Raw genomic sequence first — 18,253 nt, forward strand, 5'->3', positions numbered from 1 at the left:
ATTAGGGCAGTATTGTCATCGTTTTATGGATTAATTATTAGAAAATTGTTGACAATCTCTTAACCAAAGTTTCACACTCTGTGCAATTATGCCATCACTACTATCACGAGGAGGAGATGAAATAAAGTTTTGACTATCATTAGGATAACCCAATTTAGTTAATAACATAATCATTCTCCATCCTTGAGGAGTTTTTGTTAATAATAACCAGTGAAAATTTTGGGTTTCAATAATACGATTATTGCTTGAATATTGCCTTTCCAATGTTGTAAAAAAAATCTGTTTAACTGGATCTTCCTCTTGTAATTTGATGGGACTTTTATACTGAGTTTGTTTTAACGGTAAAGGTTGTAAGTCTGTTTTACCCACTGTAATTATATAGATAGGAAAAAACTCTAAATCATGAGAAAAAATACGATTTCGCTGGATAATTCGATTACCATAATCGGCTAAATCTTTAACTAATAAATCCCCTAAATTTTCTAAATTATCAGGACATTTTTGAGGATTAATAACATTTTCTGCTAAAACATTTTGGGAATAATAACAGGATAAAAATAAGCTATTAAATATAGTCAAGACTGATAATAAATATTTAGAGAAATAGTACCTTATCTTCATAATTTTTAATATTTGAAAATACTTAATTCTCAATTTCCTTTATAATTTTACTCCATGCTTCGGGAGGATTTTGTGCTTGGGTAATAGGACGACCGATGACAAGATAATCAGCACCTTGTTGTAATGCTTTTTTTGGAGTCATAATTCGTTGTTGATCTCCTGCTATCGCCCATGAAGGACGGACTCCGGGGCATACTAATAAGAAATCTTTTCCGCATACTTCTTTCAATTTTTGTGCTTCATGGGGAGAACACACAGCACCATGAATGCCACACTCTTTCGCCATTAGGGCGTTATTTAAGGCATATTCAGGTAACTCTAGGGGAATTTTGAGGTCAAAAGCTAATTGTCGGCTATTAATGCTAGTTAAAACACTAATGGCTAACAATTTGAGACGGGTATCACCACTATTTTTTACGACTTCAGAGGCGGCATTTAAGGCTTCTCTACCTGCGGTGGCATGAATAGTTAATAAGTCAACTTGATGTTTTAATGCTGATTGGGTGGCACTTTTAACGGTGTTGGGGATGTCATGAAATTTCAAATCCAGAAATATCTGTTTGTTTTCGTCTTTTAAAAATTTGAGTATATCTGGACCTGTGGCTACAAATAATTCTAATCCCACTTTCCAAAAACTCACTTCTGGTAATAATTTGATTAATGCGATCGCCGAATCTAAATCAGGAACATCCAGAGGTACAATAATTTTATCTTGATCCATAGTTATATTTTGATAAAGACTTGTAAATTTATTTTCAGAAATAGATAGAAATTTTAATGTTTTAGAGTAAATTTAAAAATATTTAAGAATTATTCTGTGAAGAATTTTTCTAAATCTCTGTAACCATTAACAACTCTTACAATTATAATTCCATTAGTTTGAGGATAATAAAAATAATATAATCATCAACAAAAAAACCTTTTAAACTAGGTTTAAGTTTATGATAATTTTTACCTAAATTTAGAAAATTAGCTACTAATTTACATTTATTCCTGATACTATCAAACAAGTTACTTGCAGATTGAGGATTAATTTTTGCTACATAGTCACAAATTTCTTTTAAATCTTTAATAGCTTCTTCAGAAAAATTATAACTGCCGATAGCCATTATTCTACCCCATAATTTTCTTGAAGTTCTGTTTTTATTTGCTGAAAAAATATCTCTCCATCAATAACTTTCTCTTCTTCAATTTGTTGAGTACCAATATCTATTTTATGTTTTAATTCAGCCATTTTTTTTGCTATTTCTTTATCTTCTTAAGGCAATATAATTACTTCTACTTTTTGCCCTGGATTAAATGGTAAATTTGACAAAATTAATTGTTGATTATCATTAATTGTTAAATATTTTTTATAGGCATTCATAATTTTAATTATCTGAGTATTTTTTGATAATAATATAGCAGAGGGCAGAAGAAAAATAGATAATATGTAAAGGTTTGAGAATTATCGCCACTAACCCCTAATTGTGGGGGAAATTAACCTTGTCATTTTCTTACAACTTATATAAAAATGTTATATATTTAATGTTATCATTCTTCATTTTAAAATGTTTCATTGTGCTACTTCTACAAATAAATGGAAATAAAAGTCCCCATAGTTGGGGATTTAGAGGCAAAATCAATTAATGTAAGAAATGACGTATCCCAGTAAATACCATCACTAAACCCAATTCATTGGCGGCTTTGATGGAATCTTCATCACGGATTGAGCCTCCCGGCTGAATAATACTACAGATACCAGCTTCAGCAGCAGTGCGGACGGAATCATCAAAAGGGAAAAACGCATCACTAGCTAAAAATGCACCATGAGAATGCTCTCCTGCTTGTTCTAAAGCAATTTTCACTGAGCCCACTCGGTTCATTTGTCCGGCCCCTATGCCAAGAGTAGTACGGTTTTTGCTGATGACGATGGCATTGGATTTGACGTGTTTAACGATTTTCCATGCAAATAATAATTCTTGTAGCTGTGTTTCTGTGGGTTGTTTCTCTGTGACAATTTGCCATGCTTCGGGTAATTCTAAGGCTAAATCGTTTTCTTGAATTAAAAATCCTCCAGCGATGGCTTTAATGTTATCCTGAGTAGTGGAGTTAAAATCTGATAATAACAATACTCGAAGGTTAGATTTTTTGGCTAGAATAGACGCGGCTTCTTCGGTAATATCAGGGGCAACAATACACTCTAAAAATATTTTACTCATGGCTTGAGCTGTCGGCGCATCGAGGGGTTGATTTAACGCCACAATACCACCAAAAGCTGACACTGAATCAGCATTATAAGCCTTTTGATACGCCTCAAAAAGAGTGTCACCCACGGCTACACCGCAAGGATTTGTGTGCTTAAGAATTACCGCAGCAGGTTCGTTACTGGGAAATTCAGCAATAATTCTTCTAGCGGCTTCCATATCAACTAAGTTATTATAGCTTAACTCTTTACCCTGTAATTGATTCGCCGATGCCCAACCTTTAGCTTCCCTTCCGTTTTGATACCAACTGGCTTTTTGATGAGGATTTTCCCCGTAACGTAAAGTAGCTATTTTTTCTCCTCCAATACCATAATAATCGGCAGATTCAGGGTTAATGTGGGCAAAATAACGACAAATAGCTTGATCGTAACTTGCTGTCATTGCAAAGGCTTCAATGGCTCTGGCTTGACGAAATTCGAGGGTAGTTTTTCCTTGATTTTCTCGCAATTGGGTCAAATAATCATCATAACGAGCAGGATTAGTTAAAATAGTGACATGAGCATAGTTTTTCGCACTCCCTCTCACCATAGCTGGACCTCCGATGTCTATTTGCTCTATAGCTTCTTCTATAGTACAATCTTCTTGAGCAATAGTTTTTTCAAAGGGATATAAATTAACGGCGACTAAATCAAAAGGGCGAATTTCGTTAGCAATTAAATCTTGTTGATGGGATTCTAATTCTAATCTTGCTAAGATACCGCCATGAATACGAGGATGTAAAGTTTTAACTCTTCCTCCTAAAATTTCAGGGGATTGAGTATAATCACTAACTTTAGTAACGGGAATACCAGCGGATTGTAAAGTTTTCGCTGTGCCACCACTACTGACAATTTGAAAGTTAAATTCTGTAACTAAAATTTTGGCTAATTTTACTATTCCTGTTTTATCCGATACACTTAATAAGGCTAAACCTGTCATTATGAGCTTTTATTTTTGATGATTTTTCTCTCTTATTATACTAAGATTTTGCCCTGAGTTTAACACTTAAGATAAAATGGAGAAGAAAGGAAAGTTTAGAGGTTATAGATGGTAGAAATAATTATAGAATTATCTATTATCTATGGGAGAATATTTAAAAATAAATTGGTGTTAGTTTAAGATTTAGAGAAACGTAAAATTCACGCTTCTACTTATATTTTGCCGATATTTATTTTTTATATCTCGCCATAAAATTTTTAATTAACTATCCTCTACTCTACTTGTTTAAGATGAATATTTTTTCTCCCTAAAACAACCTCAAATTCATCCCCCGGTTTTAAACCCATTTTATCGGTATAGGCTTTACCTATGGACAAATTACCATTAGATTGTACGTTAATGCGATAATTAGCACTTCTGCCTCTTTTTTTACTATCAATAGAAGTTTCGTTATCAAGACTAATTCCTTCGGCTTCAATTAAAGCATTGAGAAATTTAACCATACTAACTCTTTTTTGTCCATTATCTCCAAGAGTATAATAACCACATTCAATGGCTTTTTCTTCTCGAGATGCGTTACCTAATTTTTTTACGGTTTTGAGTAAGTCTTTTCCGATTAAGGGTTGTTGTTTTTTACTTGCCATTTATTTTTTATTTTACTAAATTTCAAACAAACTATTTTAAATTAATAGCCTAAATAGTTTTTAATTTTTTGTTCATCAACTATCATATACTAATATAGCAAAATTTAACTTTTTTTACTAAACTTAATCTTAAAGAAATGAGGAATTGATAATTGATAATTGTTATTTGTTAATTATTTAAAGATTCTTACCGTCAGTAGATACTCACAAAAGCTATAATAACTTCATGAAATTAACGACAAAAGGGCATTATGCTGTTAAAGCATTATTAGATTTGAGTCTTCAACCTAATTATTTACCTATTTCAGTTAATACTATTGCTAGTCGTCAAAATTTACCGGCACCTTATTTGGAAAAAATATTAATCAAAATTCGTCAAGCAGGATTAATCAAATCCGTCAGAGGTGCGCATGGTGGTTATCAATTAGCTTTTTCTCCAGAGGATATTTCTTTAGGGGATATTCTCGTAGCGGTAGGAGATAAAATTGAGCCTTTACCTAATTATAATCAAGATAGTGATTTAGCTGAAGATTGGGTGACAATTTGTTTATGGCGACAGTTAAATAATAAGTTGAAAGAGGCAATTTATAGTATAACTTTAGCTGATTTATATTATGATGCTCGTAGTCGTCAAGCCTCTTATGGTGAAGATAATAATTTTATTGTTTAAATTAATTTCTCATTGAATTGTTAATTGTTTATTTTGCGTCTATTTTAGATTTTTTAATTGGTGATCCTTGGGGTTGGATTCATCCTGTACAATTAATGGGATGGATTATTAATAGTTATACTAATTTTATTGTCAATAATACTGATAATAAATTACTACGAAAAATTGCAGGAGTTATTCTTGGCGTTGGTTTAGTTTTTGGTAGTGGCGCTTTGACTTGGTTACTAATTGATATTGCCACCAAAATTAATATTTATTTAGGGATTATTCTACAAGTTATTTTATTAGCTAGTTGTTTTGCTGGAAAAAGTTTACGGTGTGCAGCAGAAGACGTTTTACAATACCTCAGAAAAGATGATTTACTCACTGCGCGTTATCGTCTTAGTTTTTATGTGGGTAGAGACACTGATATTTTATCGACTGATGAGGTTTTGCGCGCTATTTTAGAAACTGTGGCAGAAAATACTATAGATGGCGTTACCGCACCTTTATTTTATGCTTTGTTAGGTGTATTTATCCCTGTTATTGGTTGTGTGCCTTTTGCCATCGCCTATAAAGCATTAAGTACATTAGACTCTATGATAGGTTACAAAAAAGAACCTTTTAAGGATATAGGTTGGTTTAGTGCTAAATTAGAGGATTACATAACATGGTTTCCTTGTCGCTTAACGGTTTTAACTCTTGGGGTGATTTCAGGAGATGTTATTAATAAAATTAATGAATGTCGAAAGTATGCAATCATAGATCCTAGTCCTAATTCAGGCTGGAGTGAGGGAATTTATGCTGTTATTTTAGGAGTACAATTAGGGGGAGAAAATACTTATCAAGGGGAGAAAAAATTTAAACCATTATTAGGTAAATCTATTCATAAAATTGATGAAAATATTATTCAAAAAGCATTATTGTTAACTAGATTTTGTTTTTTATTATGGCTTTTTATCGCTACTTTAATCTTAAGACTTATTAATTTTTTATAATCATTTATGGCTCTTCTACAGTAGTTATGATAAATTTAGATAAAATAAACGTTTATAAAGTTGGCACTATAAAGATTATAAGAATTAACAATTAAATTTGTTATAGCCTGACACCTGATACCTGACACCTTTTTTAAGGAAAAATTTATCACGAAAAGAAGTAATAGAATCTCATTTATTTATTTTTGTTGTTTTAAAAGATATTGTACAAAATTAACTGCTGATAAAGGTTGAGAAAAAAAGTAACCTTGCCCATAATTACATTCTAATTCATTGAGAATATCTAATTGTTCTTTAACTTCTATTCCTTTAGCAATAGTTTTAATATTTAAGACTTTCGCTGCCGCAATAATAGATTTTACTAACTTTTGTGCTTTTTTATCTTCTCCTAAATTATGAATCAAAGATTGATCAATTTTTAAAGAATTAAAACTAAATTTATGTAGATTAGTTAAAGAAGAAAAACCAATACCAAAATTATCTAAACATAACTCAATATTTAAAGCGGATATGTCCTTAAAAATACTGTTTAATAAATGTTTTCTTTCTAATAACATATCTTCTTTTATTTCTATTTGTATATTATTATTTTTAAGTTGATTATTAGGTATGGAATTAATTAATTTATTCATGATATTTTGATCTTCAAATTCAAATTCAGATAAATTAAGACTAATGGGAATATTTTTGATTTCTTTCCAAGTTTTTATATCTTCTATAACAGATTTTAATAACCAATTTTCTAAGGTAAAAATCAGAGAATTATTTTCAAAAAGAGGGATAAATTTTTCAGGATAAATTAAACCTAAATCTTTATTTTCCCAACGAATTAAAGCCTCAGCACTATTAATTAATTGGGTTTTTAACTCCACAATTGGTTGATATAATATTTTAAATTCATTATTGGCTAATGCTTCATGAAAATTCTTTTCTATATTAGTTTTATTAATCTCGATTTTACTCATATGATACTGATAAAATTTAAACTGATTACGCCCATTTTTTTTCGCTTCATACATAGCTAAATCTGCGTTACGAATTAGTTGTTTTAAATTATTCCCATCATGAGGAAAAACAGTAATTCCGATACTTGCAGAAATAAATACTTGATGATTAAAAATATCAAAAGGTAACTGTAATAAATCAATAATTTTTTTGGTAATAACTTCTAAATCACTAAATTTTTCAATACAAGGAATGGCAATTAAAAATTCATCTCCTCCTAATCTAGCCAATAAATCTGTATTGCGTAAAGCCTTTTTCATCCTCTCGGTGGCTTGAATAAGTAACTCATCTCCAAAATCATGGCCTAAACTGTCATTAACTTCTTTAAAATGATCTAAATCGAGAAACATTAATCCTAAATTACTCTGGGTTTCTGTAGCTTGATTTAAGAGATAATTAACTTTTTCTAAGGCATAATTACGGTTAGGAATTTTTGTTAAATGATCATATTTTGCTTGATATTGTAATAAAATATCTTGTTGTTTTTTTTCTGTTATATCTTCTTTAACTGCCATATAATGAGTGATAACACCAGCAGAGTTAAAAATAGGAGAAATTAAGGCTTTTTCCCAATATAATTCACCATTTTTTTTGATATTATGAAATTCTCCTTGCCATTCTTTTCCTTTTTTTAAACTTTCCCAAAGATTTTTATAATCATTATCACTTGTATGTCCTGATTTAAGAATACGAGGATTTTTGCCGATTATTTCTTCTCCTTTATATCCTGAAACTGCTTCAAATTTAGGATTAACATATTCGATATTTCCTTCAATATCTGTTATGATAATTGATGCTGGACTTTGTTCGGATGCTTGGAATAATATTTTTAGTTTTTCCTCCATTTTTTTTCGTTCTGTAATGTCAAAAAAAGAAATTAAAAAGGCATTATTATCATTCCAAATAATAGGTACAGCTCTCATTTCAACTGTAATTAATTCTTCATAAGAACGTGGTATTTCTAATTCAGTAATTGTATCAAATTCTAGGGGTATTCCTAAAATTTCTCCAAACATTTGATTCTTTTCACGGTTAAATAATTTTTCAGCTTCTGAATTGAGAAATAAAATTTTTCCTTCGTAATCAATAACAATCATGCCGTTGAGATTATTATTAATAATAGTTTTTAATCTGTCTTCACTATTTTTTAAAGCTAATTGTGCTTTTTTTCTCTTATAAATTTCTTGAACTAAAAGGTTATTTTTTTCTTGTAAATATTTAGTTAATTGACTGATTTTTAAACAACTATTAATTCTTGATAATAACTCAGAAAATTGTACAGGTTTGGTTAAGTAATCTACTGCACCTAATTCTAAACCTTTTACCTTATCTGCCGTTTCATCTAAAGAGGTTAAAAAAATAATAGGAATATCTTTTGTGCGAGGAAAAGACTTTAATAAGTTACAAGCATCAAAACCGCTTAAATCAGGCATTAAAACATCTAATAAAATTAAATCAGGACAAATTGTATCTATTTCTTTTATCGCTTTAATAATGTCTGTTTCCGTGAAAACTTTAAATCCTTTATTTTTCAGAAAAACGGTAATCAAATCTAAATTAATTCGTTGATCATCAACGGCATAAATCACATAAGAACTTTTTGTTTCACTCAATATTCTAACACCTTTTTTGTCTTTAACCATTAAGTCCATAATTACACATTTGTTATTTTTATTAAATAAATAAATCTTGTTAAAATAGCCTCCTTTTCATAATTGAAAATATTAATTGATAAAAATTTTTATTGCTTATAAAATTGAATTAAAATAAGATTGAATAATAGTTATTATTTAAAATTTACTTTTACCTAAAATTTATATTTTTAACTTCAAATAATGTGAATTAAAATTAATAAGGTTGATTGGGGTATAGTTTTAAATAATTTAATCGTTGATCAAATATGGAAATTTTTGTTATCTTTACTACCATTATAATGTCTCTGTTCTCTGTAAGCGGTTTTGTTCTTAATAATTCTTTAACCTCAATTATTCGTAATAAATCAGAAAGTATTGAAGAGGTTAATGTAAGAGTCAATAGCATTCCGACTCACCAACTACTGAAAGGAGAAACTGATTCTATTCAACTGAGTCTTAAGCAATGGCAAGTAACTCCTTATCTTAAATTGGATTTGTTAGAGTTAGAAGGAGATAGATTAAAACTGAATTTACGAGAAATTAAAGGAATTACGGCGAATAATTGGCAAAAAGCCTTAAAATCTCCCGTTAATATTGGTTGGCGTATGGTGATGACGGAGAATGATTTAAACAAGATAATTATGTCTCCTCCTGTGCAATCAATTATTAGCAAATCCACAGGAAATTCTAGTCAATCAGATTTTGAATTATTAGATTTAGCGTTTAATTTACAGCCGAATAACCGCATTTTTTTAGACTCAAAAATAAAATTACCTATCCGAGGAGAAGAAATCTTAAATGTTCATTTAGAATTAAGTATGGAGTTAAAAAAAGGTCATACACTTATAATTAAAGACCTTCAAGGAACTTTAAATAATAGACAACTGTCATCTAAATTGTTACAAGGTTTTGCTGATAACATAAATACTCAGTTAAGTTTACGAAATTTAGAAAAATCTGGTATTACTATGAGAATTTTGCAATTAAACACCGATAAAGATAAATTAGAAATTGCTGGTTTTGTTCATCTAAAACCTGATTTAGATAAGGTAAATTAATGCAAAATTATTAATTATAAAAAAACAAAGAATTATCAAATAAAATTGTAAAACTATGAAAGAAAATAAAAATTCAAACTCCTTTTTATCGACTAAAACCATTGCGGCTTTAGTGACTACTATTTTGGCTTTAGGTACTATCAGCGCTTGGTATGCTTATAATAATTTAGAGGTAAAAAATCAAGATAATAAACCTACAGAAACTATACCCAATCCTGATAATAATAGTAATAATAATCAACAAAAAATTGAAATATATGGACTCAATGAGGAGTTAAAAATTATACCTAATACTGTTGATATAAACATAGATAAAATTGAAAATCCTCAAGAATCTTTAACCATTGCTTTTAACACATTATTAACAGGTTTAAATAGTAATAATTTAACTTCCGCTATTCCTGAAAATACCAAATTAATGAGTTTAACCGTCAAAGAAGATGGCATTCACATTGATTTATCCTCAGAATTTACCACAGGAGGCGGTAGTGCTTCCATGATTGGACGTTTAGGACAAATAGTTTATACTGCTAGTAGTCTTAATCCTAATGTTAATGTGTGGATAAATGTCGATGGTAAACCTTTAGATATTTTAGGGGAAGAAGGGTTAATGGTAGAGCAACCCATGACTAGAGATATATTTATTGAGTCTTTTCCTAATTAATTTTATTCTAGTAATAAAATTTTGATATTGATTTTTTTAAACCCATTTATATAATGATTATTACCATTAAAAAAAATAGATTTTTTGCTGTCTTTTTATCTTGTTTCTTGTTAATTTTTGGCTTTTATAATTTAACTGCTTTAGCTGAAAATAGAGTATTTTTAGATTTAAAATTAGAATTTTTAGGAGAGTATAATTTAACAGAAACTACTTATAAAGAAAGTGTTATTGGTGGTTTTTCTGGCATAACCTATAACCCAAAGAAAGATGTTTTTTATAGTATTTCTGATGATAGATCAAATTTATCTCCTGCTCGTTTTTATACTTTAAAAATAGATATAAATAAAAATAAAATTAATGATATTAATATCGAAAGTGTAACTTTTTTAAAGAATAAAGAAGGAAAAATTTATAGTGAAAATACATCTGATACAGAAGGGATAGCTTTTAGCCCAAGAAATACTTTATTTATCAGTAGTGAAGGAGTTTTTAAACAAAATATTCCACCATTTATTAATGAATATGATTTAGATGGTAACTTTAAAAGTGCTTTAAGAATACCCCAAAGATATATAACAAAAGAAGGTGAAAAAAAAGGCATCGAAAATAATCTTGGTTTTGAATCTTTAACCATCAAAAGTAATGGTACAATGGCTCAAGATCCCTTTAGATTATTTACCGCTACTGAATCAGCTTTAGTACAAGATGTTGATCTCAATAATCCTGAAACTGTATTAAGATCAAGGTTAATGCACTATGTAATTAATCCTTTTGGCGATCCTGTACTAATAGGGGAACATTTATACATTATCGATAATCCCATTTTAGGGACACTTTATAACGGTATTTCTGATTTATTAAGTTTACCTCAAGAAGGTTATTTATTAAGTTTAGAAAGAACTTTTGGTTTAAGAGGATATGGTGTTAAAATTTATCAATTAGTTATGGCTAATGCTTCAGATATTTCTAATCAAAAAAGTTTAGCAGGAGAGATAAATAATATTACTCCGATTCGCAAAAAATTAGTTTTAGATTTACAAAAGTTAGGTATAAAGTTAGATAACTTAGAAGGTTTAACTTTTGGCCCTCGTTTAGCAGATGGTAGTCAAAGTTTAATCATGGTTAGTGATAATAATTTTGCTAAAGATGGTAAACAAAAAAATCAATTTTTGCTCTTCAAATTAACTTAAAAGTACTCAGTTTTCAGTCATCAACTATTCACTATTTACTATTACTATGACAGCAGAAATTATTTGTATCGGGACAGAATTATTATTAGGTGATATTCTTAATAGTAATGCTCAATTTTTAGCTCAAGAATTAGCCAAATTAGGTATTTCTCACTATTATCAAAGTGTTGTAGGGGATAATTTATCTCGCATTCATGAAGTAATAAAAATCGCCTCAAAACGTTCTCAAATCATCATTTTTACTGGAGGTTTAGGGCCAACTCCTGACGATTTAACTACAGAAGCCATCGCAACTTTTTTTGAAACTCCTTTAGAAGAAAAACAAGAAATAATAGAAGATATAACCAAGAAATTTGCCGAAAGAGGAAGACAAATGACAGTTAATAACTGTAAACAAGCACTAATTCCTCAATCTGCTGATATTTTACCTAATTTAACAGGTACTGCTCCGGGTATAATATGGCAACCTATCCCTAATTTAACTATTTTCACTTTCCCCGGTGTACCTTCAGAAATGAAACAAATGTGGCGTGATACTGCCATACCTTTCCTTAAAAGTCAGGGATGGGGAGAAGAAATTATTTACAGTCGCATGATGCGTTTTCGAGGTATCGGTGAATCGGCTTTGGCAGAAAAAGTTAATCATTTATTCTCTCTAACGAATCCTACCGTTGCGCCTTATGCTTCTATGGGAGAGGTAAAATTGCGAGTATCGGCAAAGGCTAAAAATTCTGACACCGCAGAAAAATTAATCCTCCCTGTGGCTAAAGAAATTGAAGACATCGCTGGAGAAGATTACTTCGGTTATGATCATGATACCATTGCTTCGGTGGTGGGAAAAATCTTGTTAGAAAGAGGGGAAACCTTGAGTGTAGCAGAATCTTGCACTGGCGGCGGTTTAGGTTCAATGTTAACAGAAGTTAGCGGAAGTTCGAGTTATTTTATGGGCGGAATCATTGCCTATAGTAATCACATCAAAATCCAACAATTAGGGGTTTTAGAAGAATTTTTAACGGAATATGGTGCAGTTTCGGCTATCGTAGCACGACAGATGGCTAAAGGTATTCAAGCAAAATTCAACACTAATTGGAGTATTTCAGTTACAGGTATAGCGGGTCCTAGGGGTGCTACGGAAAATAAACCCGTTGGCTTAGTGTATGTGGCGATCGCCAATCCAGACAAAGAAGTAGAAAGCTATGAATTTCGACTAGGAGAAAAGCGAGGTAGAGAAGTCATAAGATACCTTACCAGTTGTTACGCTTTAGATAAATTGCGTCGGGAATTATTGGCTAATTAGAAGTAGAAGAAAATTTAGTTATCAGTTATTTACTATGAAATTTTACACTCTGGATGTCTTTACAAATAAACCTTTTAGCGGTAATCAATTAGCAGTATTTCCTCATATTTTAGAGGAATTATCTTCAGAAATGATGGAAAATATTGCCAAAGAATTTAATTTTTCTGAAACAGTTTTCGTCTTTCCTCCTAGTAATCCTGAAGCTAACTTTAAGCTACGAATTTTTACCCCAGGAGGTGAAATTCCTTTTGCTGGACATCCCACCATTGGAACGGCTTTTCTGTTAGCATACTTAGGGATGATAGACTTAACCGATGATGTTACCGAAATTATCTTAGAAGAAAAAGTTGGCAATGTTCCTGTTACCATTTATTGTAAATATAATGAAGTTATCGCCACAGAATTAATAGCACCTAATCCTCCTGAATTTTTCCCGAATATTCCTTCAAAATCTGATTTAGCAGAGGTTTTATCCTTATCAAAGGAAGATTTTAGCGATAAATATACTCCTCAAGGAGTTTCTTGTGGTTTACCGTTTTTAATTATCCCCCTTAACAGTATTTCGGCTTTAAGTAAGGCAAAAATTGATTTAACCTCGTGGCAAAAAACCTTATCTAATCATGATACTCCCCATGTTTATCCTTGTTATCAGGTGAATGAATTTCAATGGAGAGTGAGAATGTTTGCCCCTAGTTTAAATATAACAGAAGATCCAGCCACTGGTTCGGCGGCAACGGCTTTTGCAGCTTATTTAGCTACTTATCAACCAGAAAAAGAAGGTAATTGGCAATGGCTAATTGAGCAAGGTTTCGAGATTAATCGTCCCAGTAAAATTATAGCTAGTGCTTGTAAAAAAGATGATCAAATTACCCAGATAAAAGTTAAGGGTGAATCGGTAATTATCACCGAAGGAATTTTAACTATTTAATGATTAGGAATTAGGAATTTACCTTTGCCCTTTACCCTTTACCCTTTACCCTTTATGCTAAAATGCTTGAATCCACTCTTTCACTTCATAATCTGTCCAAATACCATTTAGCCAATAAGGATCAGATTCAATTAAATTTTTAACTATTTGTTCGTTTTCAGCCTCATAAATCCCAAATACTTTTGTATTATCTTTTGTTGGACCTAAAGTAATTAAAATTCCTGCCTCTTTTTGTTTGCCTAATCCTTCTAAATGTGCTTCACGATAGGGTGTTCTTTTTTCTAAGGCATTGTCACAATAACTTCCGAATAAAATATATTTTGCCATTATTTTAATAATAATAATTAGAGGATTTATTTGTTTGATCTGCTGCGAAGGCTAACCATAAAGGAAATTTTAACAGGGAAAGACTGACTTTATCATCGCTTTGATCCATGATTATAAAGGGTAAATCTTTTTCTTCCACAATGCGATCGCCTTTTTGAATTAAAGACTCAGATGTTTCAAGTAGTATTACACCACGATTAGTACCAAAATCACTGCGAGAAATACCTAAACAATCTTGTAAACCTCTGCGCCATTCTCCTAGTCTTTCTGGAGTATCCGTTAAGATCAACATCCGACTGCGATCGCCATATAATTGATAGAGAATGGACATAATAGCTGAAGCGATAAGAATATTTTGTAACCGAGTACCCATACTGCGTAAAGCACCTCGCCCTCCTTGAGTAAAAAACCATTCAGCAACTCTTTCGGCGTGGATAGGTTCAAAAGTACGCCGTAATTGCCAAGGTGAACCATAATAATCAGGTTTTGTGCGATACTGATTGATTAAACTGCGAATTTGTCGAGTTTCCCCCTGAAAATTGTTTTCGACAAAATTAGGATTAGGATTATTATTTTGTAAGGGAGTAGAAACCGAAGGGGTTTCCCATGATTGAGAAGAAGTATTAGATAACTCTAATTGTTCGGCGGCGGCGGCTAAATCTTGTAAACTACCAACGAGATAATCTTTAAAACCTTGTACTCGAATAGATAAATCTTGAGAAACTCCTGAGAAAGTACTCTTCATTTCTTGTTCAATTCTTTCCTTTCTACGCTCTAATTTTTGGATAGTTAATTCTAGGTTTTGTTTTTTTTCTTCTAACTCTTTTAACCCTTCTTGAATTAATAAATTAATGCTAGAAATCATAGTTTCTTGTTGATTTATTAATTCTTGTTTTTTCTGTTCTAAGACGGTTATTTCTGTTATTAAAGTATCAGATTTATTATCACTATTTAGTTCTATTTTTTCCTCTAATTCTAATGATGAGATTATCGATTTTTCTTCTTGATTTTCAGGGATATAGTTAATATTTTCTTGTTGTAATAATTCAATATTTTTCTCTTCTAATTCTTTAGTTTCAGTTATATTTTCAAAAGCTAAATTTTCATTGATGGAATCAACTTCTTGATTATTAATAGGCAATTCTAAAGATAAGTTTTCTCTTAAATCTGCTGTCATCTCTAATTCTGAAGATTTATTAATATTATCTTCTTTTTTTGATTGTATTTCCCACAAATCTTCATCGTCAAAATTTTCTAAATTAGTATTTTTTATTTGATTTTTTTTGCGATTTTCAGACATAATAATTTCTATAGTTGTTTATAAATAAGCTATTTTGATGATTCATTATCAAAAAATAATCAAGAATTTATTAAATCAAGTCAATTCTTGTAGTTATTGAAAAAGGTATAAAATTTTAATTTAATCTAGTTTATTGTTTTGAGAACAATATTTTTCTAAACATTCTCTTAAAGTATTTACATCAAAGATAATGGGTAAAAAATGAATACTTTTGACTTCTTTAAAGTATAACAAAATTGGTACAGGTTGCCAAAATATTACCCAATTTTCCCATTCACTATAAGGAAAGGTTTTGATTTTTTTTTCTCCTCGATAAACGTCTAAACTAACAGGGGTAAATGTGAGTTTAATTAGATTTGCTTGAATTAATAAAAACACACCAAAAACAGTAACAACTAATCCGATTATCCATAACCATAAACTTAAAGCAATACCGCCGATTATGATTACTATAGGAATATTATAATTAGGCGCTAAAGTGATGCTATTAGAAGTTGAAATAGTGCTTTTCATGTCTTTTTTTATTAAAAGATTTATTTAAGATAATCTCTTATTGTATAGTAATTTTTAACATTAATTAACATTAATACATTTTTTTTAACAATAGATTTTTAATCGATACATTTTTTAAATATAATTGTAAATTATTGACTAATATACTATAATTTCACACAGTTAATTATAAGAGGTTAAATATATGCCATATACCACAGAAGATGGAGGCAGACTTAATAATTTTGCCAATGAACCTAAAGTTTATCAAGCTCAAGCACCTAGTACAAAAGAAAAAAATAACTATTTAATTCTTGGAGTTTTAGGGATAATTCTCGTTAGTGGTGTAATTGCCATTGCCGTGATGGCTTCTAATGTTTAAAAAAATAGTCCATAGAGGGGTTACGATTTAACTCCTCAGTGGTTTACTTATTTTTGAGTTTTAGTAAGTTTATTTAAAGGATAAAAAATCATAAAAATTATTTGTTGTATTATTAATAAAACTACTTTATTGAGTATTAAAATCGAAGGGAAAATTACCTCTAATGTCGAAAAAAAACATTGTTGACTAGAGAAATAATATTTACCATAAAATAAAGGATAAAGGTGCAGGAATCATCCCTCCCCGATAGTCTAGTAATTGTACTAATACTAGATAAACAACACCTAATAAAACTGAAATTATCCCCGTAATTACTGCGACTAATTTTTTTCTTTCCATTTCCTTTATATCTTTAATATTTATTTTGTTTAAGTTTCTTTAAGTTCTGTTACTCAATTATATATTAGTTATTTACTAATGAAAAATTATTAACTTATGATAATCAAAAGTTGACAGAGGAACAGATCTATTGCGATACTCTGATCTATATTCAAAAAGATTTAGTGAAGATTATAAAATATTTATTAAGAGTAATTACAATCCCAAGTATTTTCAGGGTTCTTTAGTATTAGAATTAGAATGACAGTTAAGTTAATTTATTTTTATTTAGTATTTTTCTTTACAGAAAATGAAATAATAATAGATTAAATATTGATGAGGTTGATAGAGGTAAAAAAAGATGAAAGTATCCCAATTTTTACGACAATATGAGCAAGGAATTCGTGAATTTCCGCAGATTAAGCTACAAAGTGTTGATTTGGCAAAATCAGTTTTAGTTGCCCTTGATTTACATGGCTCAAAATTAATTGGGATTAACTTCAATCGTGCTTTTTTGACAAAATCTAATTTTACTCATAGTCAACTTAATTGGAGTGATTTCACCTATGCTAAATTAAGTGAAGCTATTTTCAATTATGCTGATTTAACTAAGGCTAATTTAACTGGTGCTTTTATGGTGCGATCGCAATTTATCAAAAGTCAATTAAGCGGTGCAAATCTCAGTCATGGTAATTTAGCAAAAAGTGATTTAACAGAAGCAATTTTATGTGGTGCATCAGCTTACAGAATTAATCTAAGAGGTGCAAATATGATGAAAAGTAACCTCAATTGGAGTAATTTTCAGGAAGCAAGATTAAGTGGTGCAAATATGAGAGAATCTTCTGGTTATCAAGCTAATTTTACTAGATCTTTTATGAAAGAAGTTAATTTAAGTAAAAGTAACTTAAGTGAAGCTAATCTGTATGGTGCAAGATTGAGCGGTGCAAATTTTCAAGAAGCTAACTTACAGGGTGCAAACTTAAGAGAAGCACGGTTGTGCAAAGTTAACCTTCGTGGTGCAGATTTAAGAGGTGCAAATTTACAGGGTGCGGATTTAGAAAAAGCAGATTTAACGGAGGCAATTTTAGATAAAACTAATTTATCTCAAACTAATTTGAGTGGTGTAAATTTAGATAAAACTAACCTAAATAATTCTTTTTTAGAAAGGGCGATTTTACCAGAAACATTACACCGAATCATAAATTTTGAAGTCAATAATAACTTTAATTATTCTTCTTTAATTTAATCCATAGAAACCGCATCTACATCTACAGTGTTTTTTGTTTCATTTTCTGTATAGGTATCTTTTTTATTTTTGACGCTATTAATAAGCATTTGAGAAACCTCTGTTAACATAATTGATAATAAGAAAAAGTCGTCAATTTGTCCTGCTAAAGGGAAAAAATCAGGAGAAATATCAAAAGGGCTTAAAACGTAAATTAATGTACCTAAAATAATCCAATTACGATATTTTGGGTTACGAATAGCATTGCGATAAAAACCGTAAAGAGATTGAAGATTAAATTTCATTATTGATAAGATAATTAATGTTCTTTTATCATAACCCATTAACAGGAGAAGA

At 30.2% G+C, this 18,253-nt stretch carries 21 protein-coding genes; 9 read left to right on the top strand and 12 right to left on the bottom strand.

Features of this window, described 5'->3' with window-relative positions; all coding sequences use genetic code 11:
* Positions 1–30: 30 nt before the first annotated feature.
* The 6 genes from ACEW8E_RS09645 to ACEW8E_RS09670 all read right to left on the bottom strand — a co-directional run bounded on the left by ACEW8E_RS09645 (position 31) and on the right by ACEW8E_RS09670 (position 4,429).
* Positions 31–579, bottom strand: a complete 549-nt coding sequence (locus ACEW8E_RS09645) for a hypothetical protein (RefSeq protein WP_373480129.1) — start codon at positions 577–579, stop codon at positions 31–33.
* Between the two features lie 64 nt (positions 580–643).
* Positions 644–1,342 carry an orotidine-5'-phosphate decarboxylase gene (gene pyrF / locus ACEW8E_RS09650; RefSeq protein WP_373480130.1) on the bottom strand — a complete coding sequence of 233 codons (699 nt, stop codon included), beginning with the start codon at positions 1,340–1,342 and terminating at the stop codon, positions 644–646.
* A 142-nt stretch (positions 1,343–1,484) separates the two neighbouring features.
* Positions 1,485–1,730 carry a type II toxin-antitoxin system RelE/ParE family toxin gene (locus ACEW8E_RS09655; RefSeq protein WP_373480131.1) on the bottom strand — a complete coding sequence of 82 codons (246 nt, stop codon included), beginning with the start codon at positions 1,728–1,730 and terminating at the stop codon, positions 1,485–1,487.
* Entirely contained in the window at positions 1,730–1,855 is a 126-nt protein-coding gene (locus ACEW8E_RS09660) for a hypothetical protein (protein WP_373480132.1), read from the bottom strand. Before ACEW8E_RS09660 ends, ACEW8E_RS09655 begins: the two co-directional genes overlap by 1 nt.
* A gap of 391 nt (positions 1,856–2,246) precedes the next feature.
* Positions 2,247–3,785 (bottom strand): bifunctional phosphoribosylaminoimidazolecarboxamide formyltransferase/IMP cyclohydrolase, encoded by a 1,539-nt coding sequence (purH, locus tag ACEW8E_RS09665; RefSeq protein ID WP_373480133.1) that lies wholly within the window; start codon positions 3,783–3,785, stop codon positions 2,247–2,249.
* A 272-nt stretch (positions 3,786–4,057) separates the two neighbouring features.
* A complete protein-coding gene (locus tag ACEW8E_RS09670; RefSeq protein WP_373480134.1) occupies positions 4,058–4,429 on the bottom strand; it encodes an AbrB family transcriptional regulator in 372 nt (123 codons plus the stop codon).
* Positions 4,430–4,655: 226 nt separating this feature from the next.
* On the opposite strand from ACEW8E_RS09670, the gene ACEW8E_RS09675 reads away from it, so the two are divergent.
* Both ACEW8E_RS09675 and cbiB read left to right on the top strand, forming a co-directional pair.
* Positions 4,656–5,099: an RrF2 family transcriptional regulator gene (locus ACEW8E_RS09675; RefSeq protein WP_373480135.1), complete on the top strand. Its 444-nt coding sequence runs from the start codon at positions 4,656–4,658 to the stop codon at positions 5,097–5,099.
* 17 nt (positions 5,100–5,116) lie between these two features.
* Positions 5,117–6,076, top strand: coding sequence for an adenosylcobinamide-phosphate synthase CbiB (cbiB, locus tag ACEW8E_RS09680; protein ID WP_373480136.1), 960 nt, complete (start codon positions 5,117–5,119; stop codon positions 6,074–6,076).
* A 179-nt stretch (positions 6,077–6,255) separates the two neighbouring features.
* Here the strand turns inward: cbiB and ACEW8E_RS09685 are convergent, their stop codons facing one another.
* Positions 6,256–8,733, bottom strand: coding sequence for an EAL domain-containing protein (locus tag ACEW8E_RS09685; protein WP_373480137.1), 2,478 nt, complete (start codon positions 8,731–8,733; stop codon positions 6,256–6,258).
* Between the two features lie 248 nt (positions 8,734–8,981).
* On the opposite strand from ACEW8E_RS09685, the gene ACEW8E_RS09690 reads away from it, so the two are divergent.
* The 5 genes from ACEW8E_RS09690 to ACEW8E_RS09710 are packed head-to-tail and all read left to right on the top strand — an operon-like array spanning position 8,982 to position 13,852.
* Positions 8,982–9,773, top strand: a complete 792-nt coding sequence (locus ACEW8E_RS09690; protein ID WP_373480138.1) for a DUF2993 domain-containing protein — start codon at positions 8,982–8,984, stop codon at positions 9,771–9,773.
* A 55-nt stretch (positions 9,774–9,828) separates the two neighbouring features.
* A complete protein-coding gene (locus ACEW8E_RS09695) occupies positions 9,829–10,437 on the top strand; it encodes a GerMN domain-containing protein (protein WP_373480139.1) in 609 nt (202 codons plus the stop codon).
* 53 nt (positions 10,438–10,490) lie between these two features.
* Entirely contained in the window at positions 10,491–11,627 is a 1,137-nt protein-coding gene (locus tag ACEW8E_RS09700) for an esterase-like activity of phytase family protein (protein ID WP_373480140.1), read from the top strand.
* Positions 11,628–11,673: 46 nt separating this feature from the next.
* Positions 11,674–12,924, top strand: a complete 1,251-nt coding sequence (locus ACEW8E_RS09705; RefSeq protein ID WP_373480141.1) for a competence/damage-inducible protein A — start codon at positions 11,674–11,676, stop codon at positions 12,922–12,924.
* A 34-nt stretch (positions 12,925–12,958) separates the two neighbouring features.
* Positions 12,959–13,852 (top strand): PhzF family phenazine biosynthesis protein, encoded by an 894-nt coding sequence (locus ACEW8E_RS09710; protein WP_373480142.1) that lies wholly within the window; start codon positions 12,959–12,961, stop codon positions 13,850–13,852.
* Between the two features lie 57 nt (positions 13,853–13,909).
* On the opposite strand, the gene ACEW8E_RS09715 is transcribed toward ACEW8E_RS09710, so the two are convergent.
* From ACEW8E_RS09715 to ACEW8E_RS09725, 3 genes are all read right to left on the bottom strand, one after another.
* Positions 13,910–14,179 carry a YciI family protein gene (locus tag ACEW8E_RS09715; RefSeq protein WP_373480143.1) on the bottom strand — a complete coding sequence of 90 codons (270 nt, stop codon included), beginning with the start codon at positions 14,177–14,179 and terminating at the stop codon, positions 13,910–13,912.
* A 4-nt stretch (positions 14,180–14,183) separates the two neighbouring features.
* Entirely contained in the window at positions 14,184–15,479 is a 1,296-nt protein-coding gene (locus tag ACEW8E_RS09720; RefSeq protein WP_373480144.1) for a DUF3086 domain-containing protein, read from the bottom strand.
* Positions 15,480–15,599: 120 nt separating this feature from the next.
* Entirely contained in the window at positions 15,600–15,992 is a 393-nt protein-coding gene (locus ACEW8E_RS09725; protein ID WP_373480145.1) for a DUF3119 family protein, read from the bottom strand.
* Positions 15,993–16,176: 184 nt separating this feature from the next.
* Between ACEW8E_RS09725 and psb34 the strand changes: the two genes are divergently transcribed.
* Positions 16,177–16,353 (top strand): photosystem II assembly protein Psb34, encoded by a 177-nt coding sequence (gene psb34 / locus ACEW8E_RS09730; RefSeq protein WP_373480146.1) that lies wholly within the window; start codon positions 16,177–16,179, stop codon positions 16,351–16,353.
* Between the two features lie 201 nt (positions 16,354–16,554).
* On the opposite strand, the gene ACEW8E_RS09735 is transcribed toward psb34, so the two are convergent.
* Entirely contained in the window at positions 16,555–16,692 is a 138-nt protein-coding gene (locus tag ACEW8E_RS09735) for a hypothetical protein (RefSeq protein ID WP_373480147.1), read from the bottom strand.
* A gap of 340 nt (positions 16,693–17,032) precedes the next feature.
* Here ACEW8E_RS09735 and ACEW8E_RS09740 point away from each other — a divergent pair, with 340 nt between their 5' ends.
* Positions 17,033–17,917 carry a pentapeptide repeat-containing protein gene (locus ACEW8E_RS09740; RefSeq protein ID WP_373480148.1) on the top strand — a complete coding sequence of 295 codons (885 nt, stop codon included), beginning with the start codon at positions 17,033–17,035 and terminating at the stop codon, positions 17,915–17,917.
* Here ACEW8E_RS09740 and ACEW8E_RS09745 read toward each other — a convergent pair.
* On the bottom strand, positions 17,914–18,201 hold the full coding sequence (locus tag ACEW8E_RS09745; RefSeq protein ID WP_373480149.1) for a YkvA family protein: 288 nt from the start codon (positions 18,199–18,201) through the stop codon (positions 17,914–17,916). The two genes, ACEW8E_RS09740 and ACEW8E_RS09745, sit on opposite strands and share 4 nt — an antisense overlap.
* Between the last annotated feature and the right edge of the window lie 52 nt (positions 18,202–18,253).

Origin of the sequence: Geminocystis sp., from assembly GCF_041753295.1 — a bacterium.
Classification (GTDB): Bacteria; Cyanobacteriota; Cyanobacteriia; order Cyanobacteriales; family Cyanobacteriaceae; genus Geminocystis.